This is a genomic window from Methyloversatilis sp. (assembly GCF_030696805.1).
GTDB lineage: Bacteria > Pseudomonadota > Gammaproteobacteria > Burkholderiales > Rhodocyclaceae > Methyloversatilis.
In genome coordinates this window covers 1-25,362 of the sequence record NZ_JAUYRO010000116.1, presented here as the reverse complement: position 1 = coordinate 25,362, position 25,362 = coordinate 1, and the positions used below count along the sequence as shown (strand labels likewise).

Genomic DNA, 25,362 nt, shown 5'->3' with positions numbered 1-25,362 from the left:
CCTGAAACCGCGTGAAAAATTCACGCTAAGTCATTGTTGCGACAACATTTTTGCTTGCATCCGTCTATTGACCCTGGCGCAGTCGAAAGCTAAAGTGGAGCAATATTGGATATATAGTGGATTGAAAGTGGGAATACGGTGATTCCCGGGCCAAGCCGCATTCCCGAATCACTCCACAATCAACTGTATATATCCACAGTATTTGATTCACTTTCTCGGGCATACGAATGTTCTACGGGACAACCCGGCTCACGATGGATGACAAGCACCGGCTTGTCGTCCCCGCTCGTCCGCGCAAGAAGTTGCTGGATCTGTGCGGCGGCGAGGTCGTGATGACGGCGCGTACCCGTGAGTTCGTGCTGCTCTACCCCGAGCCTGAATTCCTGGCCCTGATGAGCCGGCTCGAAGTCATGCCCGATCTCAACCAGGCCAGTGACGATTTCAAACGCAGCTTCACCGCTAATGCGCGCAACGAAACCATCGATCGCGCCGGTCGGCTTTTGCTGTGCAGCGACCTGCGCGAGCGCGCCGGCCTGAACAAGAGCGTGATGCTGGTGGGCCGCGGCAACCGCTTTGAAATCTGGGACGAGGCGCGCTGGAACGAAGAGGCCCGGGCGCGCGACGAGCGCGAACAGGCGGCGGAACTGCCACCCGACGTCGTCGGCAACTTCAGGTTCTGACATGGCGCACATCCCGGTACTGCTCACCGAAGCACTCGATGCGCTGGCGGTGCGCCCCGACGGCGTCTACGTCGACGGCACCTTCGGCCGCGGCGGCCACAGCCGCGGGCTGCTCGCCCGACTTGGCGCACACGGCCGGCTGATCGCGCTGGATCGCGACCCGAGCGCCATCGCAGCCGGGCAAGCCATCACCGATGCGCGCTTCACGCTGGTGCACGCACGCTTTGCCGAACTGGCCGACGTGCTGGACGAGCTCGGCGTGACCGCGGTCGACGGCGTGCTGCTGGACATCGGCGTTTCATCGCCGCAGCTCGACGACGCTGAACGAGGCATGAGTTTCAGGCAGGACGCCCCGCTGGACATGCGCATGGACACCAGCCGGGGCGAAACAGTGGCGCAGTGGTTGGCGCGGGCAGACGAAGCAGACATCAGGGAGGTCATCAGGGACTATGGCGAAGAACGGTTTGCTTCAGCGATTGCAAAGGCGATTGTTGCTGCTCGGAGCGAGCGGCCTGTCGACACCACATACCAGCTTGCCCAGATCGTGGCGTCCGCTGTCCGTACGCGGGAGGCGGGCCAGCATCCGGCGACGCGGAGCTTTCAAGCTCTACGGATTTTCATCAATAAGGAGCTTGAAGAGCTTTCGCTAGTACTGCCGCAGGCGCTCGATGTGCTGAAGCCCTCCGGCCGGCTGGCGGTGATCTGCTTCCATTCGCTGGAAGACCGCATCGTCAAGCGCTTCATGGCCGATCAGGCCAATCCGCCGCAGCCGCCGCGCGGCCTGCCGCTGCGCGCAGACCAGCTGCCCCGGCCGACGATGACCCTGATCGCACGCATCCGCGCCGGCAGCGACGAAGTGGCGGCGAACCCGCGCGCGCGCAGTGCCACGCTGCGCGTGGCCGAGAAGGCGGCCTGACATGCTGCGCCTTCATGTCGTCCTGATCCTGCTGCTGCTCGCCAGCGCCATTTCACTGGTGTCGGCGCAGCACCGCTCGCGCAGCCTGCACACGCAGCTCGAACGCGAGCACCAGCGCATGCGCATGCTGGAAACCGAGTGGGGGCAGCTGCAGATCGAACAGGGCACGCTGGCCGCTCACGCGCGGATTTCCGATCTCGCGGAAACAAAGCTGAAAATGCGCGCACCGGCACGCAATCAGGTCATCGTGCTCGACAGCCCGGAGGCCGTGCAATGAAATTTGCGCACAATCCGCTGCTGGCCGAACTGCTGCCTGCCTGGCGCGCGCGCGCCATGCTGATCATCATGATGGTGCTGTTCGGCGGTCTGTTCGTGCGCGCCTTCTGGCTGCAGGCGATCGACAACGAGTTCTACCAGCGCAAGGGTGAAGAGCGCTTTTCGAAGGTGCTGCCGACGCCGGCATCGCGCGGCCGCGTACTCGACCGCAATGAACAGGTGCTGGCCATGAGCACCCAGGTGTCGGCGATCGTGGCCGAAGCGCGTCCGAGTCGCACGGAAGCCAAGGCCCGGGCCAATCCGCGCGACATCGGTGCGGAAAAGCTGTCGCCGGCACAGATCCGCCAGCTGGCTGACCTGCTCGACATGGACCATCGCGAGGTCGCGCGCAAGATTCCCGAGCAGCGGGGTCGCGGCTACCTGAAGCGTCAGGTCGCACCCGACGTCGCCGAGCGCATCCTGGCCCTGAAGCTGCCGGGCATCCGCGCCGAACCGGAGTACCGCCGCTATTACCCGCATGGCGAGGTCAGCGCGCACGTCGTCGGCTTCACCGGCATGGACGACAACGGACTCGAGGGCATCGAACTGGCGATGAACCGGCCGCTGACCGGGCAGGAAGGCTCGCGCCGCGTCATCACGGACGCGCGCCGCAACGTGGTCGAAGACGTCGAAACGCTCAAGCCGCCGCGCGACGGCGGCGATGTGCGCCTGTCCATCGACACCCGGCTGCAGTTTCTTGCCCACAGCCGCCTGAAGCAGGCGGTGGCCGAGCACAAGGCGCGGGCCGGCAGCGCCGTGGTACTCGACTCGCGTACCGGCGAGGTGCTGGCGCTGGCCAACTGGCCGACCTACAACCCGAACAACCGCGCCCAGCTGTCCGGCCCGCCGCTGCGCAACCGCGCATTTACCGACACCTACGAGCCGGGCTCGACGATCAAGCCCTTCGTCGCAGCCATGGCGCTGGACGCCGGACGCTACAGCTTCGACACGCCGATCGACTGCACCGGCAAGCTGCACTTCGGCCGTTACGCGATCGGCGACGCACACCCTCACGGTGTGCTGAGCGTGGCCGAGGTGATCCAGAAATCGTCGAACGTAGGCGTGGCCAAGATCGCCGCGCAATTCACGCCGGAAGAAATGTGGCGCGTCTATGACCAGCTCGGGTTCGGCAGCCCGCTCAAACTGGGCTTCCCGGGCGAAGCTGCCGGTCGCCTGCGCAACCCGGCCGGCTGGAAGCCGGTCGAGCAGGCCACCATGTCCTACGGCCACGGCATGTCGGTCACACTGATGCAGATGGCGCGTGCCTATATGGTGCTGGCCCGCGACGGCGACCTGATTCCGCTGTCGCTCACCCGCGTCGACACGCCGCCGATCAACGGCCTGCAGGTGTTCTCGGCACAGACCGCGCGCGAAGTGCGCCGCATGCTCGAACTGGCCGCCGGCCCGGGCGGCACCGCACCGAAGGCGCAGATTCCGGGCTACCGGGTCGCCGGCAAGACCGGTACCGCGCACAAGCTCGAAGGCGGCACCTACGCGAACAAGTACATCGCATCGTTCGTCGGCTTCGCACCGGTGTCCGACCCGCGCTACATCGTCGCGGTGATGATCGACGAACCGTCGAACGGCGTCTACTACGGCGGTCAGGTTGCTGCGCCGGTGTTTTCGGACATCATGAACGCCACATTGCGCGCAACCGGCGTGGCGCCCGACGCCGCCATGCCGCCGCTGCAGATGGCGCGCGTCAGCGTTCCGGTGAAGGGCGTCCAGTGAGCTCGGCCGTGATCGCACAGGTCCGCACCGCGCTGTCCAGGTACGGCGTCGAGCCGCGCACGCTGCGCGCCGACTCACGCCACGTCGCGCCCGGCGACATTTTTTTCGCGCTGCCCGGCGAGCGCACCGACGGCCGTCGTTTCATCGACGCCGCGATCGAACGCGGCGCGGCTGCCGTGCTTTGCGAGGCCGGAACTACCGCGTCGAGAAACGGCCCCGTTCCGGTGATCGAAATCGACGACCTGCGCCGCCATGCCGGCGCGCTCGCCGATGCGCTGCTCGATCAGCCGTCGGCGCATCTGCACGTGATCGGCATCACCGGCACCAATGGCAAGACCTCGGTCAGCCAGTGGATCGCCCAGGCGCTGCGCGCACTCGGCCGTGAATGCGGCGTCATCGGCACCCTGGGCAACGGCCTGCCGGGCCGACTGACCGAATCCGCCAACACCACGCCCGACGTGGTGAGCGTGCATCAGACCCTGGCCGACCTGCGGCGCGCCGGCGCCACCGCCTGTGCGATGGAGGTTTCGTCGATCGGCCTGCATCAGCATCGCATCGACGGCGTACGACTGCACACCGCAGTATTCACCAATCTGACGCGCGACCATCTCGACTACCACAAAGACATGCAGCACTACGCCGATGCCAAGGCTGCGCTGTTCGCCCAGCCGGGGCTGCAGGCCGCGGTGATCAATACTGATGACGCCTTCGGTCGCACGCTGGCGCAGCAGTGCGCCGGGCAGCTCGACGTGACGACCTGCGCCTTCGACCACGCGCCCCCGGCGGGCACGACCGGACTGCGCGCGCGCGGCGCCGACCTGTCGCACGGCGTGTCGTTCGACCTCGTGCATGGCCTGGACCAGCATTTGGCGCATATCAGCACCGCGCTGATCGGGCGTTTCAATGTGCAGAACCTGATGGCGGTGGCCGGCAGCCTGCTGCATGCCGGTGTGTCGCTGAAGGATGCGGCGCACGCGCTCGCCGGCCTGTCGCCGCCTCCCGGGCGCATGCAGGGCATCGGCGGTCAGGGCGCGCCGCTGGTCGTGGTCGACTACGCACACACCCCGGACGCGCTCGAACAGGCCTTGATCGCGCTGCAGCCGGTCGCCGCGGCCCGCGGCGGCAAGCTGGTGTGCATCTTCGGCTGCGGCGGCGAACGCGACGCCGGCAAGCGACCGCTGATGGGCACCGTGGCATGCGAACAGGCACACCAGGTGTGGCTCACCTCGGACAATCCGCGCGGCGAAGACCCCGACGCCATCCTCAATGACATCGCCCGCGGCACGGTTGAAGGACGACGCGTCCATCGCATCACCGACCGCGCACAAGCGATCAGGCAAGCGGTCGCCGAAGCGGTCGCGGCCGATGTCGTGCTGCTGGCCGGAAAAGGTCACGAGAGCTATCAGGAACGCAACGGCCGGCGCACGCCGTGGTCGGACATCGAACAGGCACATGCCGCGCTGGCCGCCTGGGGAGTCTCCGCATGATTGCGTTATGGACAGCGTCGGACGTGGCTCGCGCCTGTGCCGGCACGCTGATCGGGCCTGACGTCGCACTGGGCGGCTTTTCGACCGACAGCCGCGCCGTGACGGCGGGTGACCTGTTCGTCGCGCTGCGCGGCGAACGCTTCGACGCCCATGATTTCATCGCCGACGTGCAGACGGCAGGCGCTGCCGCCGTCGTCATCGCGAACGACTGCCCACATGCGGGCGGCACCCTGATCCGCGTCGCCGACACGCGCATCGCGCTGGGCGACATCGCACGCGCCTGGCGCAGCCGCTTCACGCTGCCGCTGATCGGCGTCACCGGCAGCAACGGCAAGACGACAGTGAAGGAAATGATTGCTGCCATCCTGCGCGCGCATGCGCTGAGCGTCGGCTGGCCGACCGGATCGGTGCTGGCGACGCGCGGCAACCTGAACAACGACATCGGTGTGCCGCTGATGCTGTTTGGCCTGCGCGACACGCACCGGCTGGCAGTCATCGAAATGGGCATGAACCACCCGGGCGAAATCGCCTGGCTGGCCGGCATCGCGAAGCCGACCGTCGCACTGGTGAACAACGCCCAGCGCGAACACCTCGAATTCATGAACAGCGTGGCCGAAGTGGCCAGCGAGAACGGCGATGTGTTCGACGCGCTCGGCGCCGACGGGGTCGCCGTCATCAACGCCGATGACGACTTCGGCGATTACTGGGCCGGCCGCAACACGGCTCGCCACACACTGCGTTTCGGTCTTTCGCCGGACGCCGACGTCGGCGCGACCGCAACGCCGGCCGGGCTCGGTTACCGGCTCGACCTGCACGGCGTATTCGGCACCGCGCAGATCATGCTGCGCGTGCCCGGCCTGCACAACGCGCGCAACGCGCTGTGCGCCGCCACCGCCAGCCTCGCCGCCGGTGCCGACATGGCGGCCGTGGTGTGGGCGCTGAATCACTTCGAAGGCGTCAAGGGACGCCAGCAGGTCAAGCAGGGTGCGTCGGGCAGCACGGTCATCGACGACAGCTACAACGCGAATCCGGATTCGGTGCGTGCCGCCATCGACGTGCTTGCCACGGCCACCGGCCGGCGCATTCTCGTGCTCGGCGACATGGGCGAGGTCGGTAACCAGGGCCCGGCGTTCCATCGCGAAGCGGGCGCCTACGCACGCGAACAGGGCATCCATGCGCTGCATGCGCTGGGTGAAGCCAGTATCGACGCGGTCGCCGCCTTTGGTCCGGGCGCCCTGCACTACACCGACCACGCGGCCATCGCCGCCGCGCTGCGTCCGCAACTCGATGTCACCACGACGGTGCTGGTGAAAGGCTCGCGCTTCATGCGCATGGAGCGCATCGCCGAAGCGCTCGTCGACCCTTCCGGACAGGATTCCCATGCTTCTTGAACTGACCCGCTGGCTGGCCCAGGACACACGCGCCTTCAACGTGTTCAACTACATCACGTTGCGCGCCGTGCTGGCCATGATGACCTCGCTGGCGATCTGCTGGACTTTCGGTCCGCTGCTCATCCGCAAGTTGACCGAATACAAGATCGGCCAGTCGGTGCGCGACGACGGACCGAAATCGCACCTGACCAAGGCCGGCACGCCCACCATGGGCGGCGCACTCATCCTGATTTCGCTCGGCCTGACCACGCTGCTGTGGGCCGACCTGTCGAACCGCTACATCTGGGTGGTACTCATCGTCACGCTGGGCTTCGGCGCAGTGGGCTGGGTGGACGACTGGCGCAAGGTGGTGCATCGCAATCCGAAGGGCCTGTCGGCGCGCGCCAAATTCTTCTGGTCGTCGATCTTCGCCGCCGGCGCCGCCGTCTACCTCGGGCTGACGCCTCAGGTGCCGGCCCAGCTCGATCTCATCGTGCCGTTCTTCAAGTCGGTCGCCTATCCGCTGGGGGCCTTCGGCTTCATGATATTGACTTATTTCGTCATTGTCGGCACCAGCCATGCAGTGAATCTGACCGACGGCCTGGACGGGCTGGCCACGATGCCGGCCGTCATGGTCAGCGGCGCGCTCGCCATTTTCGCCTACGTCGCAGGCAATGCGGTGTTTTCGCGCTACCTCGGCGTGCCCTTCATCCCGGGGGCCGGCGAACTGGCCATCTTCTGCGGCGCATTGTGCGGCGCCGGTCTGGGCTTCCTGTGGTTCAACGCCTACCCGGCAGAAGTGTTCATGGGCGACGTCGGCGCACTGGCGCTCGGCGCTGCACTGGGCACCGTCGCCGTGGTCGTGCGGCAGGAAATCGTGCTGTTCATCATGGGTGGCCTGTTCGTCGCCGAAACGCTGTCGGTGATGATCCAGGTGCTGTACTTCAAATGGTCCGGCGGCAAGCGCATTTTCCGCATGGCGCCGCTGCACCACCACTACGAACTGGGCGGATGGAAGGAAACGCAGGTGGTCGTGCGCTTCTGGATCATCACGCTGATGCTCGTGCTGTTCGGTCTGTCCACCTTGAAGCTCCGCTAATGCGTCTTTCCGGAACCCACGTCCTCGTGCTCGGCCTCGGCGAATCCGGGCTGGAAATGACGACCCCCACGCTCTCTTCGTTCGCGGCCCCCCAAGGGGGCTGCGCTCGCCCTTGGGGCGGCCCGGCGGGCGGCGCGGCGGAGGAACGGAAGTGAATCTCTCCGGAACCCACATCCTCGTACTCGGCCTCGGTGAATCCGGGCTGGCCATGGCGCGCTGGTGCGGGCGCCAGGGTGCCGTGCTGCGCGTAGCCGACAGTCGTGCCGCGCCGCCCGGACTCGATGCACTGGCACGTGACATCCCGGGCGCCAAGCTGCGTTGCGGTCCGTTCGATGACAGCCTGCTCGACGGCATCGCGCTACTCGCGCTGTCACCCGGGCTGGCGCCGCACGAGCCGCTGGTGCAGGAAGCAACGCGCCGCGGCATCAAGGTGGTCGGCGAGATCGAATTGTTCGCGCGCGCGCTGCGCGCGCTCGGCTGGCGCGAACGCTCTAAGGTGATCGCCATCACCGGCACCAACGGCAAAACCACCACCACCGCGCTGACTGGCGCGCTGTGTCGCGCCTGCGGCCTGCGCACCGAAGTGGCCGGCAACATTTCTCCGGCAGCGCTCGACGCGCTGATGCATGTGCTTGACCAGGGTGTCGTGCCCGACGTGTGGGTGCTGGAGCTGTCGAGCTTCCAGCTCGAAACCACCGACACGCTGGATGCCGACACGGCCACCGTGCTGAACGTGACGCAGGACCACCTCGATCGTCACCCGGGCGGCCTGGCGGCTTACGCTGCGGCCAAGGCACGCATCTTCGGCGCGCACACGGTGCAGGTGCTGAATCGCGATGACAGCCAGGTCGGCGCGATGCAACGCCCGGGCGTGCAATCGATCCGCTTCGGCGACGGCGCCCCGTCGGGCAACGACTACGGGCTGGCCGAAGTCGGCGGCCGGCTGCAGCTGGTGCGCGGCACACAGACGCTGCTGGCGCTCGACGACATGCAACTCGCCGGTCGCCACAACGCACTCAACGCACTGGCCGCACTGGCGCTGTGCGAAGCGATCGGCCTGCCGCAGGATCGCTGCATCGCAGCGCTGAAGGACTTTTCCGGCCTGCCGCACCGCGTCGAAACGGTGCTGGACATCGACGGCATCCGCTTCATCGACGATTCCAAGGGCACCAATGTCGGCGCCACGGTCGCTGCGATCGAAGGTCTCGGCCGGCCGCTGAACATCATTCTCGGCGGCGACGGCAAAGGTCAGGACTTCGCGCCGCTCGGGCCGGTATGCGCGCGCCACGCAAGGTTCTGCGCGCTGATCGGCCGCGACGCGCCCGCCATCGCATCGGTGCTGGCGGCACACGCTGTGGCGCACCGCGCTTTCGCCACGCTGGAGGAAGCCACCCGCGCCGCCTTCGACGCTGCACAACCCGGCGATGCCGTGCTGCTGTCGCCGGCCTGCGCCAGCCTCGACATGTTCCGCCACTACGCGCACCGCGCCGAGGTATTCGTCGCCGAAGCGCGCCGCCTCGCAACCCTTCCGGGCGCGCACTCATGAGCAGCAGCATGCGCCTCGACGGACCTCGCCTGCCGGGCAGCAGTCCGCGTCCGGCCGAACTCGACCCCTGGCTGCTGTGGCCGGCTGTTGCACTGCTGCTGATCGGACTGGTGATGGTGTACTCGGCGTCGATCGCGGTGGCCGACAGCAGCCGCTTCACCGGCAACCGGTCTGACTTCTTCCTGATCCGCCAGGCGGTGTTCCTCGCCATCGGCGGCGTGGCCGCGCTGATGGCCTTCCAGGTCCCGGTGCGCACCTGGCAGGCGTGGTCGATGTGGCTGTTCCTCGGCGGCATCGTGCTGCTGGTACTGGTACTGATCCCCGGCATCGGCAGCGTGGTGAACAACTCGCGCCGCTGGATCAATCTCGGCCCGGTGAACATTCAGCCGTCGGAACTGGTGAAGCTGTTCACCGTGCTGTACGCCGCCAGCTACATCGTGCGCCGGCTGCCTGAAATGGGCTCGTTCCGGCGCGCCTTCGTGCCGATGGCGCTGGTCATCCTGCTGGTTGGCGCGCTGCTGGTCGCCGAGCCGGATTACGGCGCCTTCGTGGTCATCGTGCTGATCGCCTTCGGCATGCTTTTCCTTGGCGGCATCAACGGCAAGCTGTTCTTTTCACTCGGGCTGGTGGCGATCATCGGCTTCGCGACGCTGATCCGCTTCAATGAACTGCGCTGGGGGCGCTTCATCGCATTCCTCGATCCGTTCAACAACGATCCGCTGGGCAAGGGCTATCAGCTGACGCACTCGCTGATCGCGTTCGGCCGCGGCGAATGGTTCGGCGTCGGGCTGGGCGGCAGCGTCGAGAAATTGTTCTACCTGCCCGAGGCGCACACCGACTTCCTGCTGGCGGTGATCGGCGAGGAACTGGGGCTGATCGGCGTCGCCACGGTCATCGCACTGTTCGCCCTGGTGGTGCATCGCGCGTTCGCCATCGGCCGGCGCGCGTTGTTGCTCGAGCGCGCCTACGCCGGCCTGGTCGCGCAAGGCGTGGGCATCTGGTTCGGCGTGCAGGCTTTCATCAACATGGGCGTGAACGTCGGCATCCTGCCGACCAAGGGCCTCACGCTGCCGCTGATGAGCTACGGCGGCTCGGGCATCCTGGTCAATTGCATCGCACTGGCCATCCTGCTGCGCATCGACTGGGAGAACCGGCGATGAGCGGAACGGCACTCATCATGGCGGGCGGCACCGGTGGCCACATCTACCCGGGGCTCGCGGTGGCGGACGAACTGCGCAGCCGCGGCTGGCGCGTGGTGTGGCTCGGCAACGCTGACGGCATGGAAGCCCGCATCGTGCCGCCACGCGGCTATGAGCTGCAGTCGATCCGCTTCAGCGCACTTCGCGGCAAGGGCGTGCTGCGCAAGTTGCTGCTGCCGCTCAACCTGCTGCGCGGGTTCTGGCAGGCGCTCGGCGTGCTCGGTCGCGTCAGGCCCCAGGTGGTGCTGGGCCTCGGCGGATACGTCACCTTTCCGGGCGGCATGATGGCCGTACTGCGTGGCACGCCGCTGGTGCTGCACGAGCAGAATTCGGTCGCCGGCCTGGCCAACCGCGTGCTCGCGAAAGTGGCCGACCGCGTGCTCGCCGGTTTTCCGGAGGCGCTGTCCGGCGCCGAATGGACCGGCAACCCGGTGCGCGCCGACATCGCCGCGCTGCCCGACCCGACCGCGCGATTCGCCACGCGTTGCGGTCCGCTCAAGCTGCTGGTGGTCGGCGGCAGTCTGGGTGCGCAGGCACTGAACGACGCCGTGCCGCAGGCGCTGGCGCTGATGCCGGAAGCCGGGCGACCGCAGGTCGTGCATCAGGCGGGCGAAAGGAATATGCCGGCGCTGGAAGCCGCCTACGCGAAGGCCGGCGTGACCGGCACCCTCGCCCCCTTCATCCAGGACATGGCCACCGCCTACGCTGGCGCCGACCTGGTCATCTGCCGTGCCGGCGCATTGACCGTGGCCGAACTGGCTGCGGCCGGCGTTGCGTCGGTGCTGGTGCCTTTCCCGCACGCGGTGGATGACCACCAGACCGGCAATGCCCGTTTTCTCGCCGACGCGGGCGCTGCGCTGCTGCTGCCCCAGACCGAACTCAGCGGGACAGCACTGGCCGCCCTGCTCGGCTCGCTCGATCGCGCGCGACTGCTCGACATGGCGCAACACGCACGCGCGCTGGCGCGACCCGGCGCTGCGGCCGAAGTGGCCGACATCTGCGCCGCCATCGCGCGCAAGGACCCGACATGAAACACAAGATCAGTCACATCCATTTCATCGGCATCGGTGGGTCCGGCATGAGCGGCATCGCCGAGGTGCTCCTCAACCAGGGTTATGTCGTCAGTGGCTCCGACCTCGCCGACAACGCGGTGACACGCCGGCTGGCCAGTCTCGGTGCCCGCGTGGTGCAGGGCCATGCGGCGCACCACATCGCCGGTGCCGACGCGGTGGTCACTTCGACCGCGGTCAGCGCCGACAATCCGGAAGTGGTCAGCGCGCGCGAAGGGCGCATTCCGGTGGTGCCGCGTGCGCAGATGCTGGCCGAACTGATGCGCATCAAGCAGGGCGTCGCGGTGGCCGGCACGCACGGCAAGACGACCACCACATCGCTCATTGCGAGCTGTCTGGCCGAAGGCGGCCTGGATCCGACCTTCGTCATCGGCGGTCGCCTGAATTCGGCCGGCGCCAACGCGCGGCTCGGTACCGGCGAATTCCTGGTGGCGGAGGCCGACGAATCGGACGCGTCCTTCCTGTTCCTGTCGCCGGTGGTGTCGGTGGTCACCAATATCGACGCCGATCACATGGACACCTATGGCCACGACTTCTCGAAACTGAAGCAGGCCTTCGTCGACTTCCTGAACCGGCTGCCCTTCTACGGCGTGGCGGTGCTGTGCGTGGACGATGCGAACGTGCGCGAAATCATGCCGCAGGTGCCCAAGCAGATCATCCGCTACGGCCTCGATCCGGACGCACAGGTGCGCGCCGAAAACGTGCGCGCCGACGGCACGCGGATGCTGTTCGACGCGGTGCGCGTCAATGGCACCACAGCGCGCATCCCGGTCGAGCTGAACCTGCCCGGCCTGCACAACGTGCGCAACGCGCTCGCGGCCATCGCCGTGGCGAACGAGGTCGGCGTGCCGGATGAGGCCATCGCGCGCGCGCTGTCGGAATTCAAGGGCGTAGGCCGTCGCTTCACGCGGCATGGCGACATCGCACTGCCGGCCGGCGGCCACTTCACGCTGGTCGATGACTACGGCCATCACCCGGTCGAAATGGCCGCCACGCTCGAGGCGGCCCGCGGCGCCTATCCCGGCCGGCGCATCGTGCTGGCTTTCCAGCCGCATCGCTATACACGCACCCGCGACTGCTTCGAGGATTTCGTGCGCGTGCTGTCGGGCGCCGACGCAGTCGTGCTGACTGAAGTCTATGCGGCGGGCGAAGCGCCCATCGTCGCTGCCGACGGCCGCGCACTGGCGCGCGCGCTGCGCGTCGCCGGCAAGGTCGAGCCGATATTCGTCGAGGACATCGCTGAACTGCCGCAAACGCTGCTCGACACGGTGCGAGACGGCGACATCGTGGTCGGCATGGGTGCCGGCTCCATCGGCCAGTTGCCATCGAAATTTGCACAGGATCAGGACCGCTCATGAGCACACCCACTCCACAGTCACTCGGCAAGGTCGCCGTACTGTTCGGCGGACGCTCCGCCGAGCGCGAAATTTCCATCATGTCGGGCAGTGCCGTACTCGCCGCACTGTGCGAGCAAGGCGTGGACGCGCACGCCTTCGACCCCTCCGAACGCGATCTTTGGGAACTGAAGCGCGACGGCTTCGAGCGCGCCTTCATCGCGCTGCATGGACGCGGCGGTGAAGATGGCACGATCCAGGGCGCGCTCGAATGCCTCGGCATTCCCTACACCGGCAGCGGCGTGATGGCGTCAGCCATCGGCATGGACAAGTGGCGCACCAAGATGGTGTGGCTGTCGGCCGGCCTGCCGACGCCGCGCTACAAGCTGCTGCACGCCGGCAGCGACTTCGCCGCCGTGGCATCGGACCTGGGACTGCCGCTGTTCGTCAAGCCGGCGCGCGAAGGATCAAGCGTCGGCGCGACACGCGTGAATACGCTTGAAGAACTGCCCGCCGCCTATGAAACCGCCGCGCGCTGCGACCCGCTGGTGCTGGCCGAACAGTTCATCGCCGGCCAGGAACTGACCGCACCCTTCCTCGGTGAAATGGCGCTGCCACTGATCCGCATCGAAGCGCCGCGCGGCAACTACGACTACCAGAACAAGTACTTCACCGACGAAGTGAAGTACCACTGCCCGAGCGGACTGAACGAAGATCTCGAACAGGAAATACAGGCGCTGGTGATGCGCGCCGCGCGCCTGATCGACTGCCGCGGCTGGGGTCGTGCCGACCTGATGCTGGGACAGGACGGCAAGCCCTGGCTGCTCGAAATCAACACCTCGCCCGGCATGACCTCGCATTCGCTGGTACCGATGGCTGCGCGGGCAGTCGGCATCGAATTCGGCGAACTGTGCCTGCGCATCCTGGAGTCGGCCCGCCTTGGCTAGGAGACCCCCCGCGCGACGCAAACCCGGCGGCCTGGCCGATGAGGGCGGGCTGTGGGACAGTCCGCGCGCGCTCACGATGATTGCCGACTGCATCCTGCTGCTGGCCGGTGCGGCGCTGATCTACGCGCTGGTGCTCGGCGTCACGCGCCTGCCGCTGCTGCCGCTGCAGGCCGTCACCCTGGACCGTGCGCCCGCTCACCTGACATCCGCCCAGATCGAGGACGCGGCGCGGCGTGCGGTGAATGGCAATTTTCTGACCACCGACATCGAGCGCGCGCGAGAGGTGTTCGAACAGCTGCCCTGGGTGCGCAATGCAGCGGTGCGACGCGTCTGGCCCGGTTTCATCGAAGTCGAGCTCGAAGAGCACCAGGCGGTCGCGCGCTGGTGGGTGCCGGACAACACGCTGGCGCGCATGGTGAATACGCAGGGTGAGTTGTTCGCCGCCGATCACGATCGCACGCTTCCCCTGTTCATCGGCCCGGACGAACAGGCAGCGACGATGCTGCAGCGGCACCTCGAATGGAGCGCAACGTTGTCGCCGCTGCAGCGCCGGATCGAAAAGATGGCCCTGACCCGCCGCGAAGCCTGGCAGCTGCTGCTCGACGACGGCTCGCGCATCGAGCTGGGTCGCGACGACGACAAGACACCGATCGCTGCGCGCCTCACGCGCTACGTCACGACCCAGCCGGCCGTGTCGCGCGAAGGCGCACAGAAAATCCTATACGCCGACCTGCGTTACCCCAACGGCTACGCGATACGTACCGGCAGCACAGCCACCCAGGAAAGACCATGACACGAGACAGCAAGGACCTCATCGTCGGACTCGACATCGGCACGTCGAAGATTACGGCCGTCATCGCCCAGTTGGGGCCCGATGGCCGACTCGACATCCTCGGCCTGGCCTCGCAGGAATCACAGGGACTGAAGAAGGGTGTCGTGGTCAATATCGAAGCCACCGTGGACTCGATATCGCGCGTCATCCAGGAAGTCGAACTGATGGCCGAATGCAAGGTGCGCGAAGTGTTCACCGGCATTGCCGGCAGCCACATCCGCAGCTTCAATTCGAACGGCGTCGTGGCGATCAAGGACAAGGAAGTGACCCGGCTGGATCTGGAGCGGGTGGTCGAAACCGCGCGTGCCATGCCGATTCCGGCGGATCAGGAAATCCTGCATACGCTGACGCAGGAATTCATCATCGACGGCCAGGACGGTGTGCGCGAGCCGATAGGCATGAGCGGCAAGCGACTCGAAGTGCGCGTGCACATCGTGACCGGTGCCGTGTCGGCAGCGCAGAACATCATCAAGTGCGTGCGCCGCTGCGGCCTCGAGGTCGTCGATCTGGTGCTGCAACCGCTGGCTTCGAGCCAGGCCACGCTGTCGGAGGACGAAAAGGATCTGGGCGTCTGTCTGGTCGACATCGGCGGCGGCACCACCGATATCGCCATCTTCACGCAGGGCGCGATCCGCCACACGGCGGTGATTCCGATCGCCGGCGATCAGATCACCAACGACATCGCAATGGCCATGCGCACGCCGACGGCCGAGGCTGAAGACATCAAGCTGCACTTCGGCGTCGCGATGTCGGCGCTGGCCGACGCGGAAGACATGATCGAAGTGCCGGGCATCGGCGACCGCGGCCCGCGCCGCATGTCGCGACAGGCGCTGGCCGACGTGATCGAGCCGCGCGTATCCGAGTTGTTCGAACTTGTGCAGGCCGAACTGCGGCGCAGCGGCTACGAGGAATTGCTGTCATCCGGCATCGTGCTGACCGGCGGCAGCGCGACCATGCGCGGCATGGCGGATCTGGCTGAAGACGTGTTCCACCTGCCGGCTCGCGTCGGGGTGCCCGAATACAACGGAAACCTCGCCGACGTGGTGCGCCACCCGCGTTACGCGACGGCGATCGGGCTGGTCATGGAAGGGGCTGCACAGCGTCGCCGCGGACAGGTTGCACGCGACGGCCGCAATGTTCGCCAGGTGCTGGCCAACATGCGTTCATGGTTCGAAAGAAATTTCTGAAAATGCGACTCAAACGGCATCTACGTCATGCGTTGCACTAAGTTTAGTCGTATACTTGCGAAAAATCACTAAATGTAGTGGTTCACAGCAGGCATTCGACTTTTCGCTGCTCGCGAGCCTTCGGGCTTCGAGGCATCTTTGTATAGACAGGAGGCGGTATGTTCGAGATTCTCGACAAGGAACCCGTGGGGGCAGTGATCAAGGTCATCGGCGTCGGCGGAGCAGGCGGCAATGCGGTCGATCACATGATCCGCGAAGGTGTGAATGGCGTTGAGTTCATTGCCGCCAACACCGACGGCATGGCACTGAACCGCAGCCTCGCCCCGATCAAGATCCAGCTCGGCAAGAACGGGCGCGGCGCCGGCGCCAAGCCGGAAGTGGGCCGCAGCGCTGCTGACGAATACCGCGAATACATTGCCGACCAGCTGCGTGGCGCCGAAATGGTGTTCATCACCGCCGGCATGGGCGGCGGCACGGGCACCGGCGCGGCACCCATCGTGGCCGAAGTCGCCAAGGAAATGGGCATCCTGACGGTCGCCGTCGTGACCAAGCCTTTCGATTACGAAAACCGCATGCGTGCGGCCGAAACCGGCATCGACGAACTGGCGAAGAGCGTCGATTCGCTGATCGTCGTGCTGAACGAGAAACTGATGGAAGTGCTCGGCGAAGATGCCAGCCTCGAAGACGGCTTCAAGGCGGCCGACAACGTGCTGCGCAATGCCGTCGGCGGCATCGCTGAAATCATCAACATTCCGGGTCTCGTCAACGTCGACTTCCAGGACGTGCGTACCGTGATGGGCGAAATGGGTCGCGCCATGATGGGTTCGGCCGAAGCGGCCGGCATGGACCGTGCGCGCATCGCCGCCGAACAGGCCGTCGCCAGCCCGCTGCTCGAAGGCGTCGAGCTGTCGGGCGCACGCGGTGTGCTGGTCAACATCACCGCCAGCCGCTCGCTGAAGATGAAGGAAGTGAAGGACGCGATGGAAACCGTGCGCGCCTTCGCGGCCGAGGGTGCACACGTGATCTTCGGCACTGTGTTCGACGAAACGATGGAAGACCGCCTGCGCGTCACCGTCGTGGCAACCGGGCTCGGCGCACCGCGAGCGATGAGCAGCAAGCCGCCGATGACCATCATCCGCACCGGCACCGACGACATGGCCATGACGTCAGGCAACGGCACCGACTACTCGCACCTCGACATCCCGGCCGTGATGCGCGGACGCGGCGGTCGCACGGCATCCAGCGCCGTCGAGGCGATGCGCGCCAACGGTGTCGAAACGCTCGACATCCCGGCCTTCCTGCGCAAGCAGGCAGACTGAACCGACGACTTCAGTCCGGGCTCAGCGTTGCTGCGGCCCGGAAACGTCGTGTTACACGGGTATTACACCGAGCTGGGATAAAATCCGGTTTTCGAATCGGTCATCCCCACACGCCATGATCAGGCAACGCACGCTCCGCTCAATCAGCCACGCGACCGGCGTAGGCCTGCATTCGGGACTGAAGGTGAATCTCGACCTGCGCCCGGCGCCCGTCGATACAGGCATCGTCTTTCGCCGCACCGACCTTGAACCGCCGGTTGAAATACGCGCCGATGCACGCGCCGTGGGTGACACGCGCCTCGCGTCCTGCCTGAGCAGCGGCGGCGCGACGATATCGACCGTCGAGCACCTGATGTCGGCCCTGGCCGGCCTCGGCGTCGACAACGTATTCGTCGATGTCGACGCCTCCGAGCTGCCCATCATGGATGGTTCGGCATCCACTTTCGTCTATCTGATCCAGCAGGCCGGCGTGGTCGAACAGGCCGCTCCGAAGAAATTCATCCGTGTGCTCGACACCATCGAAGTCAGCGACGGCGACAAGTGGGCGAAGCTCGAACCCTATGAAGGGTTCAGCCTCGAATTCTCGATCGAGTTCCGGCATCCGGCGATCGAGCGCACCGGCACGAAGGTCAAGATCGATTTCGCGCACCAGTCCTATGTCAACGACGTGGCGCGTGCGCGCACCTTCGGCTTCATGCACGAAGTCGAATATCTGCGCCAGCACGGGCTTGCCCAGGGCGGCAGTCTCGACAACGCCATCGTGATGGACGAGTACCGCGTACTGAACAGCGACGGCCTCCGCTACGCCGACGAGTTCGTCAAGCACAAGGTGCTCGACGCGATCGGCGACCTGTACATCATCGGCCATCCGCTGCTGGCTGCCTTCAGCGCGCACAAGTCGGGACATGCGTTGAACAACCAGTTGCTGCATGCACTGCTGGCGCGGCAGGACGCCTGGGAATGGGCGGATTTCGCCGCCTCGCACCCTGCCCCCGCTGCGGTGTCGAACCAGTTCATGCCGCTGCCCGACGACGGCCCGTCTCTGCCGGCCTTTGCCTGAGACCCGCCCGTGCTCATCCTGCGCCTGATCGGCGTCCTGCTGATCATTTCGATCGCCGCCTGCTTCATCACCTACGTCATTACGCGCAACCGGCGCTACCTGACACTGGCCGGGCTGCTGCTGAAGTATTCGATCATCGCGGCACTGCTGATCGGTGCGCTGCTCGTGCTGGAACGGGTGCTCGTCATATAGGGCCTGCCAACCCTGACTGTGCCTGCGCGCACCACGTCAGCTGCGATCGATCAGCTTCTGCAATGCGCGACGCAACTCGCTGTCCGGTGCGAGCACGGCGTTGCCTTCGGCGAGCCTTGCACGCGCCTGCTGGCTGACCTCTCGACGGGGCGCGGATGCCGGAAGCTGTTGTCCTTCATGGGCTTGCACCTTGACCCTGACTTCGGTAACCTCGCTACAACTTTCCCGGAGGGTTGTCAGTACGCTCGGTAACAATTGCCTGAGTCGATTGGCGACGGCACCCGAAGGCGCACTGACCACTACCACTCCCTGCTTCACGTTCAACACGCGGCTGATGTTTGTCAGTTCCGGTGGCAGGAATTTTTCATAAGCCCGCTGTACGCGCCCGATAGTTCTGGCGTGCAGGGCAAGTTGAGCCAGGCTGTCCTGCGTTGTTAGATGGTCGTGCAGGCGGCGGGCTGACATAGACAAGAACTCGGGAGCGAGCGTGCAGATTATTCTTGTTTCCAGTCGCCTGACAACAGCAAAGGCCATCACGGTCCAGCCCTGGCACCTTGTCAGCGCGCTCGTTGCCTTCACGGTGCTGGTCTTTTCCCTCGCGTCGGCCTTCTCCTTCATCACCCTGAAGCACGCCAATGAATGGAAATTGCCGTTGGTCGACGACATGATCGCGACCGCCCGCAATGAGGAAATCCAGCGCAGCGAACTTTTCGTGCGCGAGAACCTGAACACCATGGCGGTCAAGCTGGGGCAGATGCAGGCGCAGCTTATCCAGCTCGACACACTCGGTTCCCGCCTTGCGAAATTCGCCGGCATCAAGGCGCCCGAACCGGTGCGCACTGCGCCACCGCCGGGCCAGGGTGGTCCGCTGGTGAGTGAAAATGCTTTGTCTGCGATCGAACTCGAAGCACAGATGAAGCACTTTGCCGATCTGCTGTCGCAGCAGGACGACTACCTCGGGGTGATCGAATCCGAACTGCTGCTTGACCAGGCCAGCCTTTCGCTCGTGCCGTCCACATTGCCGGTCATCGGCGGAGCCTGGAATGCGTCGGGCTTCGGCTGGCGCATTGATCCTTTCAATGGCTCGCGCGCCATGCACGAGGGGGTCGATTTCGTTGCGGATGTGGGCACGCCCATCATCGCCGCCGCAGCAGGCGTGGTCACCTCCGCGTCCTACCACCCGCAGTACGGCAACATGATCGAAATCGACCATGGACGCGACCTGACCACGCGTTACGCGCATGCGAGCAAGCTCACGGTGAGCGCCGGCATGATCGTGAAGCGCGGTCAAAAGATTGCCGAAGTGGGCAGTACAGGGCGTTCCACCGGACCGCATCTGCATTTTGAAGTCCGGGTGAAGGACGTGGCGCAGAACCCGAACCGCTTCCTTGAGCTGGCGCGCAAGGCACAGCCGGCCGGACTGCAGCAGGCTAAAGCCGGCAGCCACTCACACTGAGAGCGCCGTCCGGCGCCCGGTTCTCCTCGCTTGCGCATGCACGGCTGCCCCCGCTGGAGGCTGCGCGGCCGCATGCTAGAATCGCACCCTTTTCCGCCTTCGGTTTGCCCGAAACGGGCCCCAGTCTTCGATGATTGCTTCCCTGTTCACCAAGATTTTCGGCAGCCGCAACGATCGGTTGCTGCGCAAATTCCGCTCGGTCGTCAATCGAATCAATGCACTCGAATCCGAATTGTCGGCTTTGAGCGATGAAGCACTTGCGGGCAAGACCGTCAGCCTCCGGCAGCAACTGGCCGACGGCAAGACGCTCGATGACATCCTGCCGGAAGCTTTCGCGGTCGTGCGCGAGGCGAGCAAGCGCGTGCTGGGCCTGCGCCATTTCGACGTCCAGCTGCTGGGCGGCATCATGCTGCATACCGGCCGCATCGCAGAAATGCGAACCGGTGAAGGCAAGACGTTGACCGCGACGCTGGCGGTATATCTGAATGCGCTGTCCGGCAAGGGCGTGCATGTCGTCACGGTGAATGACTACCTGGCCAGCCGCGACGCCGAAATGATGGGTCGCCTGTACGGTTTTCTGGGCATGACCACAGGGGTCAACCTGTCGCGCATGCCGACCGACCGCAAGCGCGTTGCCTACGCATCCGACATCACCTACGGCACAAACAACGAATTCGGTTTCGACTACCTGCGCGACAACATGGTGTATTCGCTGGATGAACGCGTCCAGCGCGGGCTCAACTACGCCATCGTCGACGAGGTCGACTCCATCCTGATCGACGAAGCGCGCACGCCGCTGATCATTTCCGGGCAAGCCGACGACCACACCGACCTTTACCTGCGCCTCAATGTCGTGGCACCACGCTTGGCGCGCTGCGAGAAGGAAGACGGTCCGGGCGACTACTGGGTCGACGAAAAGGCACACACGGTGCTGCTGACCGAAGCCGGTCACGAACATGCCGAGGAAATCCTCAGCAGCGAAGGCCTGCTCGAAGCCGGCAGGAGCCTCTACGAGCCGACCAACATCACGCTGGTTCACTTCCTGTACGCCAGCCTGCGCGCGCACAACCTGTACTTCCGCGATCAGCAATACGTGGTGCAGAACGGCGAAATCATCATCGTCGACGAATTCACCGGCCGCCTCATGCCGGGCCGCCGCTGGTCGGACGGGCTGCATCAGGCCGTCGAGGCGAAGGAAGGGGTGCAGATCCAGTCCGAGAATCAGACCCTCGCATCCATCACCTTCCAGAACTACTTCCGCATGTACGGCAAGCTGGCCGGCATGACCGGTACGGCAGATACCGAAGCCTACGAATTCCACCAGATCTACGGCCTCGAAACGGTCGTGATTCCGACGCATCGTCCGATGGTCCGCAAGGACATGAACGATTTGGTCTACCGCACGGCACCCGAAAAGTATGCGGCCGTGATTGCCGACATCAAGGATTGCCACGAGCGTGGCCAGCCGGTGCTGGTCGGCACGACCTCGATCGAAAGTTCGGAACTGCTGTCCGGCCTGCTGAACAAGGACAAGCTGCCGCACCAGGTGCTGAACGCCAAGCAGCACGAACGCGAAGCGGAAATCATTGCTCAGGCCGGTAGTCCGGGTGTAATCACGATCGCGACCAACATGGCCGGTCGCGGTACCGACATCGTGCTCGGCGGCAATGTCGAAAAGTCCATCCAGGCGCTGCGCGCCGACAGCAGCATCGACGAGGCCGATCGCGTGGGGCGCATCGAAAAGCTTCGCTCTGAGTGGACATCGCTGCACGAGAAGGTCATTTCGGCCGGCGGCCTGCACATCATCGGCACCGAACGCCACGAGTCTCGCCGCATAGACAACCAGCTGCGCGGCCGATCCGGTCGTCAGGGCGACCCGGGTTCGTCGCGCTTCTACCTGTCGCTGGAAGATTCGCTGATGCGCATCTTCGGCGGCGAACGCCTGAATGCCATCATGCTCCGGTTGAAGATGCCGGAAGGCGAGGCGATCGAGCATGCCATGGTCAACCGATCGCTCGAATCCGCGCAGCGCAAGGTCGAACAGCGCAACTTCGACATCCGCAAGCAGTTGCTCGAATACGACGACGTGGCCAACGACCAGCGCCGCGTCATCTACGAACAACGCAACGCACTGCTGGAAGCCGGCAACATCGCCGAAACGATCACTGCCATGCGCCACAGCGTGCTCGAAGCCACCTTCCGTCAGTACCTGCCGGCGGAGACGGTCGAAGAGCAATGGGACCTTCCGGGTGCCACGTCGGCCTTCCTGTCCGAGTACCGCATTGACGCGCCGCTAGCCGACTGGCTCGCTGCGGAACCGAATCTGGCCGATGATGACCTGCTCAAGCGCATCACCGGCATGTCGGACGACCTGTACGCAGTGAAGGTTGCGCTGGTCGGCGCGGATTCGTTCGGCCAGTTCGAGCACAACGTGATGCTGCAGAGCCTGGACAGCCACTGGCGCGAACACCTGGCTGCGCTCGACCACCTGCGTCAGGGCATCCATCTGCGCGGCTATGCGCAGAAGAACCCGAAGCAGGAATACAAGCGCGAGGCGTTCGAACTGTTCGAAGGCCTGCTCGATTCGGTGCGTGCAGACGTCACGCGCGTGCTGATGAACGTCGAAATCCGCTCACCCGAGCAGATACAGGAAAGCGAACCGGTGGCACCCGATCTCGAGAACGTGCGCTATACGCACGCCGAATTCGATCCGTCGATGGCGGGCGAAGGCGTCGATCCGATGGCGCCGCCGGCCGGTGGCAATGCGGCGGCGACGCCGGCGGCAGCCGGTCCGAAGATTGGTCGCAACGACCCCTGCCACTGCGGCTCGGGCAAGAAGTACAAGCAGTGCCACGGCAAGCTGGTCTGAACGGCGGCCGGCAGTAGTCAAAAGGGCGACCCGGCGAGGTCGCCCTTTTTCATGGTGCGGCCCGCCAGCGTGGTGCGGGTCTGAACTGGCGCGTGTCGTCGAAGTAGGTGGCGCAAGTGTTGTCCGCCGTCATGCCCGGCAGACCGAGCACCGGCAGCGGCTGCAGATCGCGCGGCGAACGGGGCCACACGCCATCGTCGATCTGGCCCGCCAGCCAGGCATCGACCCGTGCAGCCGACACGTCGGCCGCCGCCGCACCCAGCTGCCCGCTGCACACCAGATGCGCGCGGGCGCACAGGCCAATGTGCGGCGCGCGCGCCTTGTCCAACAGCGCATGTCCAATCACGAATACCCGGGCGGATTCAAGCGCACTCCGGCGATCGAACATCGCCTCGCGCCAGCGGTGATGACGGATGGCCTCCAGCAGCGCGCTGTCGTCCGACACCAGCACCAGACCGTCCTCGTCGAACTGGGTCAGCGCATCGCGCACCGGCCCGCGGGCTCCCGCGCCATCTGCCCTGTGCGCGCGCTGCGCGACGTGGCACTGATTCATCGCCGCCTTGGTCCGCGGAAAGGTCAGCCACACCAGCGCGTTGAAGGTGTCATGCCAGTTGTGATCGCGTGTCGGCACGCAGCCGGTGCCGGCGATTGTCGACTCGTATGGCTGATCGCCGGGTGGCGCCGCGGAAAAAGTCAGCGCGTGTCCAGTGCTCGTTCGCGGACGGCCGATGCGCGCTGCCTGCGCGTCCAGCCAGGCCGCGTCGGGAGCCGTCAGGCCAGGCATCAGCGCATCCAGCAGCGGCCGCAAGCCTGCTTGCAGCGGACCGGCCAGCCAGGCCGCGGGAAGGCTCAGCGCTGCTCCGCCTCGGCCGTCGTGCTCTTGACGAAGGTAAGCACGTCGTCCTTGCGACGGAATACACCGATCGCTTCCGGCACTTCAGCCGGCTTTTCGACCACTGCGAAAGCACAGTCAGTGGTGTTCACGGCATACCAGCGACTGCCCTGCCGCAACAGGTAGCGGTTCGGCTCGCCACCGTCGAACACGCTGACATTGGCCGCTGTCGTTCGCGCCGGCTTCATCACGTAACGGCGCTGGCAGGTCGGCATGCGCGACACGATGATGGCCAGCTTGTATTCGCCGCTCCAGAAATAGGACTTTTCACGATTGAGGATCAAGGCATGTTCCTTGTTCTCGATCATGTAGGCGGCGTTGTCGATCTCGCATCCGGCCAGCAGGGCGGCGAGCGGCAGCATAAGCAAGGTCAGTCGTGTCATGGGATCACTCATTCAACCTTTTCAGCTTCGATGCGCCAGGCTACGCGCTCTCCCGCGCGCAGCGGCACCAGCACATCACCATCGGCAAATTGCTGCTCGGCCTTGACCTCCCACGACTCGCGCAGCAGCGTGATGCGCGACGTGTTGCGCGGCAGACCGTACCAGTCCGGGCCGTTGAAGCTGGCGAAGGCTTCGAGCCGGTCCAGCGCCCCGACCGAATCGAAGGCCTCGGCATACAGTTCGATGCCGGCGTGCGAGGTGTAGCAGCCGGCGCAGCCGCACGACGTCTCCTTCGTGCCTTTCGCGTGCGGCGCCGAATCGGTGCCGAGAAAGAAGCGCCGGTTGCCCGACGTTGCGGCAGCGACCAGTGCAACGCGATGCACCTCGCGCTTCAGTACCGGCAGGCAGTAGTGATGCGGCCGCACGCCACCGGCAAAGATCGCATTGCGGTTCAACAGCAGATGATGGGCCGTGATCGTGGCAGCAATGTTGTCGCCGGCTGCCACCACGAATTCCGCCGCGTCCCGGGTCGTGATGTGTTCGAACACGACGCGCAGCGTCGGGTGGCGCGCCAGCAGCGGGCGCAGCACGCGCTCGATGAACACTGCTTCGCGATCGAACACGTCCACCTCGGCGTCGGTCACCTCGCCGTGGATCAAAAGCGGCAGGCCGCGCGCGGCCATGCGTGCCAGCGCCGCATCGCAGCGCGCCACATCGGTCACGCCCGAGTCGGAATTGGTGGTGGCCCCGGCCGGATAAAGCTTCACCGCCTTGACGAAGCCGCTGTCGCAGGCGCGGTCGATTTCATCGGCTGGCGTGTTGTCGGTCAGGTAAAGCACCATCAGCGGCTCGAAGGGCGGCAGGCCCGGTGTAGCGGCGTGGGCCGCCATGATGCGGTCGCGGTAGGCCGCAGCCAGCGCCACCGTGGTGACCGGCGGACGCAGGTTGGGCATGACGATGGCGCGCGCGAAACGGCGCGCCGTATCGGGCAGTACCGCCTTGAGTGCCGCGCCGTCGCGCAGGTGCAGATGCCAGTCGTCGGGGCGGGTGAGCGTCAGTCTGTTCAAAGGGGTGTCCCATTCATTGTCGGAGCCCGCGCGCGACACGCGCACGCTGACTGCACGATTATCCCGCATAGTCGCTTCGCAGCCCATCAGCGCGGAATCGGGCGCCTATCGCGGACAGGGTCCGCTCCTGCGAAAAACGCCGCCAGTTGCGAAGCCTTCACGGTTTTCGTAGGAGCCTGACTCTCCGAACACGCGACGGCGCTCGATCAACATGCGTATCGCGGACGGGGTCCGCTCCTGCGAAAAACGCCGCCAGTTGCGAAGCCTTCGCGGTTTTCGTAGGAGCCGTCCCACGGTCGGCCCTGCATGGCCGACCGGCTCTGCGGGCGGCGAGCAATGCTCGCCGAAACCCCCGCTCCGCCCCCGCAGGCGATCCCGGTCTCCGAACACGCGACGGCGCTCGATCAACGT

At 65.7% G+C, this 25,362-nt stretch carries 23 protein-coding genes; 19 read left to right on the top strand and 4 right to left on the bottom strand.

The window, feature by feature from the left end; all coding sequences use genetic code 11:
• The first annotated feature begins 227 nt into the window (after window positions 1–227).
• From mraZ to Q8R75_RS18535, 17 genes are all read left to right on the top strand, one after another.
• A complete protein-coding gene (mraZ, locus tag Q8R75_RS18615; RefSeq protein ID WP_305613934.1) occupies window positions 228–680 on the top strand; it encodes a division/cell wall cluster transcriptional repressor MraZ in 453 nt (150 codons plus the stop codon).
• 1 nt (window position 681) lies between these two features.
• Entirely contained in the window at window positions 682–1,596 is a 915-nt protein-coding gene (gene rsmH / locus Q8R75_RS18610; RefSeq protein ID WP_305613935.1) for a 16S rRNA (cytosine(1402)-N(4))-methyltransferase RsmH, read from the top strand.
• 1 nt (window position 1,597) lies between these two features.
• Window positions 1,598–1,873, top strand: a complete 276-nt coding sequence (gene ftsL / locus Q8R75_RS18605; protein ID WP_305613936.1) for a cell division protein FtsL — start codon at window positions 1,598–1,600, stop codon at window positions 1,871–1,873.
• Window positions 1,870–3,642, top strand: coding sequence for a penicillin-binding protein 2 (locus tag Q8R75_RS18600; protein WP_305613937.1), 1,773 nt, complete (start codon window positions 1,870–1,872; stop codon window positions 3,640–3,642). Before ftsL ends, Q8R75_RS18600 begins: the two co-directional genes overlap by 4 nt.
• 8 nt (window positions 3,643–3,650) lie before the next feature.
• Window positions 3,651–5,129, top strand: coding sequence for a UDP-N-acetylmuramoyl-L-alanyl-D-glutamate--2,6-diaminopimelate ligase (locus Q8R75_RS18595; protein WP_305613938.1), 1,479 nt, complete (start codon window positions 3,651–3,653; stop codon window positions 5,127–5,129).
• Window positions 5,126–6,520, top strand: a complete 1,395-nt coding sequence (gene murF / locus Q8R75_RS18590) for a UDP-N-acetylmuramoyl-tripeptide--D-alanyl-D-alanine ligase (protein WP_305663823.1) — start codon at window positions 5,126–5,128, stop codon at window positions 6,518–6,520. The genes Q8R75_RS18595 and murF overlap by 4 nt, the downstream gene beginning before the upstream one ends.
• The gene (gene mraY / locus Q8R75_RS18585; RefSeq protein WP_305613940.1) at window positions 6,510–7,598 is read left to right on the top strand and encodes a phospho-N-acetylmuramoyl-pentapeptide-transferase; all 1,089 of its coding nucleotides are present in this window, start codon (window positions 6,510–6,512) and stop codon (window positions 7,596–7,598) included. The genes murF and mraY overlap by 11 nt, the downstream gene beginning before the upstream one ends.
• A 151-nt stretch (window positions 7,599–7,749) precedes the next feature.
• Window positions 7,750–9,144 carry a UDP-N-acetylmuramoyl-L-alanine--D-glutamate ligase gene (gene murD, locus Q8R75_RS18580; protein ID WP_305613941.1) on the top strand — a complete coding sequence of 465 codons (1,395 nt, stop codon included), beginning with the start codon at window positions 7,750–7,752 and terminating at the stop codon, window positions 9,142–9,144.
• Window positions 9,141–10,304, top strand: coding sequence for a putative lipid II flippase FtsW (gene ftsW, locus Q8R75_RS18575; RefSeq protein WP_305627259.1), 1,164 nt, complete (start codon window positions 9,141–9,143; stop codon window positions 10,302–10,304). Before murD ends, ftsW begins: the two co-directional genes overlap by 4 nt.
• Window positions 10,301–11,374, top strand: a complete 1,074-nt coding sequence (gene murG, locus Q8R75_RS18570; RefSeq protein WP_305613943.1) for an undecaprenyldiphospho-muramoylpentapeptide beta-N-acetylglucosaminyltransferase — start codon at window positions 10,301–10,303, stop codon at window positions 11,372–11,374. Before ftsW ends, murG begins: the two co-directional genes overlap by 4 nt.
• Window positions 11,371–12,771, top strand: coding sequence for a UDP-N-acetylmuramate--L-alanine ligase (murC, locus tag Q8R75_RS18565; RefSeq protein ID WP_305627262.1), 1,401 nt, complete (start codon window positions 11,371–11,373; stop codon window positions 12,769–12,771). The genes murG and murC overlap by 4 nt, the downstream gene beginning before the upstream one ends.
• Window positions 12,768–13,694 carry a D-alanine--D-alanine ligase gene (locus Q8R75_RS18560; RefSeq protein WP_305614511.1) on the top strand — a complete coding sequence of 309 codons (927 nt, stop codon included), beginning with the start codon at window positions 12,768–12,770 and terminating at the stop codon, window positions 13,692–13,694. The genes murC and Q8R75_RS18560 overlap by 4 nt, the downstream gene beginning before the upstream one ends.
• Window positions 13,687–14,487, top strand: a complete 801-nt coding sequence (locus tag Q8R75_RS18555) for a cell division protein FtsQ/DivIB (RefSeq protein ID WP_305614510.1) — start codon at window positions 13,687–13,689, stop codon at window positions 14,485–14,487. The genes Q8R75_RS18560 and Q8R75_RS18555 overlap by 8 nt, the downstream gene beginning before the upstream one ends.
• Window positions 14,484–15,713, top strand: a complete 1,230-nt coding sequence (ftsA, locus tag Q8R75_RS18550) for a cell division protein FtsA (RefSeq protein ID WP_305614509.1) — start codon at window positions 14,484–14,486, stop codon at window positions 15,711–15,713. Before Q8R75_RS18555 ends, ftsA begins: the two co-directional genes overlap by 4 nt.
• A 158-nt stretch (window positions 15,714–15,871) precedes the next feature.
• The gene (ftsZ, locus tag Q8R75_RS18545) at window positions 15,872–17,032 is read left to right on the top strand and encodes a cell division protein FtsZ (RefSeq protein ID WP_305614508.1); all 1,161 of its coding nucleotides are present in this window, start codon (window positions 15,872–15,874) and stop codon (window positions 17,030–17,032) included.
• Between the two features lie 115 nt (window positions 17,033–17,147).
• Window positions 17,148–18,092, top strand: a complete 945-nt coding sequence (gene lpxC, locus Q8R75_RS18540; RefSeq protein WP_305614507.1) for a UDP-3-O-acyl-N-acetylglucosamine deacetylase — start codon at window positions 17,148–17,150, stop codon at window positions 18,090–18,092.
• Between the two features lie 9 nt (window positions 18,093–18,101).
• Window positions 18,102–18,284 carry a hypothetical protein gene (locus Q8R75_RS18535; protein WP_305614506.1) on the top strand — a complete coding sequence of 61 codons (183 nt, stop codon included), beginning with the start codon at window positions 18,102–18,104 and terminating at the stop codon, window positions 18,282–18,284.
• A gap of 36 nt (window positions 18,285–18,320) precedes the next feature.
• Here the strand turns inward: Q8R75_RS18535 and Q8R75_RS18530 are convergent, their stop codons facing one another.
• Window positions 18,321–18,950, bottom strand: coding sequence for a DciA family protein (locus Q8R75_RS18530; protein WP_305614505.1), 630 nt, complete (start codon window positions 18,948–18,950; stop codon window positions 18,321–18,323).
• On the opposite strand from Q8R75_RS18530, the gene Q8R75_RS18525 reads away from it, so the two are divergent.
• Together Q8R75_RS18525 and secA are read left to right on the top strand one after the other, a co-directional pair.
• Window positions 18,949–19,740 carry a M23 family metallopeptidase gene (locus tag Q8R75_RS18525; protein WP_305614504.1) on the top strand — a complete coding sequence of 264 codons (792 nt, stop codon included), beginning with the start codon at window positions 18,949–18,951 and terminating at the stop codon, window positions 19,738–19,740. The genes Q8R75_RS18530 and Q8R75_RS18525 overlap by 2 nt on opposite strands.
• Before the next feature lie 130 nt (window positions 19,741–19,870).
• Window positions 19,871–22,609 (top strand): preprotein translocase subunit SecA, encoded by a 2,739-nt coding sequence (gene secA / locus Q8R75_RS18520; RefSeq protein WP_305614503.1) that lies wholly within the window; start codon window positions 19,871–19,873, stop codon window positions 22,607–22,609.
• 49 nt (window positions 22,610–22,658) lie between these two features.
• On the opposite strand, the gene Q8R75_RS18515 is transcribed toward secA, so the two are convergent.
• The 3 genes from Q8R75_RS18515 to pyrC form a co-directional block, all read right to left on the bottom strand.
• Window positions 22,659–23,393, bottom strand: a complete 735-nt coding sequence (locus tag Q8R75_RS18515) for a DUF3025 domain-containing protein (protein WP_305614502.1) — start codon at window positions 23,391–23,393, stop codon at window positions 22,659–22,661.
• Window positions 23,394–23,458: 65 nt separating this feature from the next.
• Window positions 23,459–23,884 (bottom strand): hypothetical protein, encoded by a 426-nt coding sequence (locus Q8R75_RS18510; protein ID WP_305614501.1) that lies wholly within the window; start codon window positions 23,882–23,884, stop codon window positions 23,459–23,461.
• Window positions 23,885–23,892: 8 nt separating this feature from the next.
• The gene (gene pyrC, locus Q8R75_RS18505; RefSeq protein ID WP_305614500.1) at window positions 23,893–24,951 is read right to left on the bottom strand and encodes a dihydroorotase; all 1,059 of its coding nucleotides are present in this window, start codon (window positions 24,949–24,951) and stop codon (window positions 23,893–23,895) included.
• Window positions 24,952–25,362 lie beyond the last annotated feature (411 nt).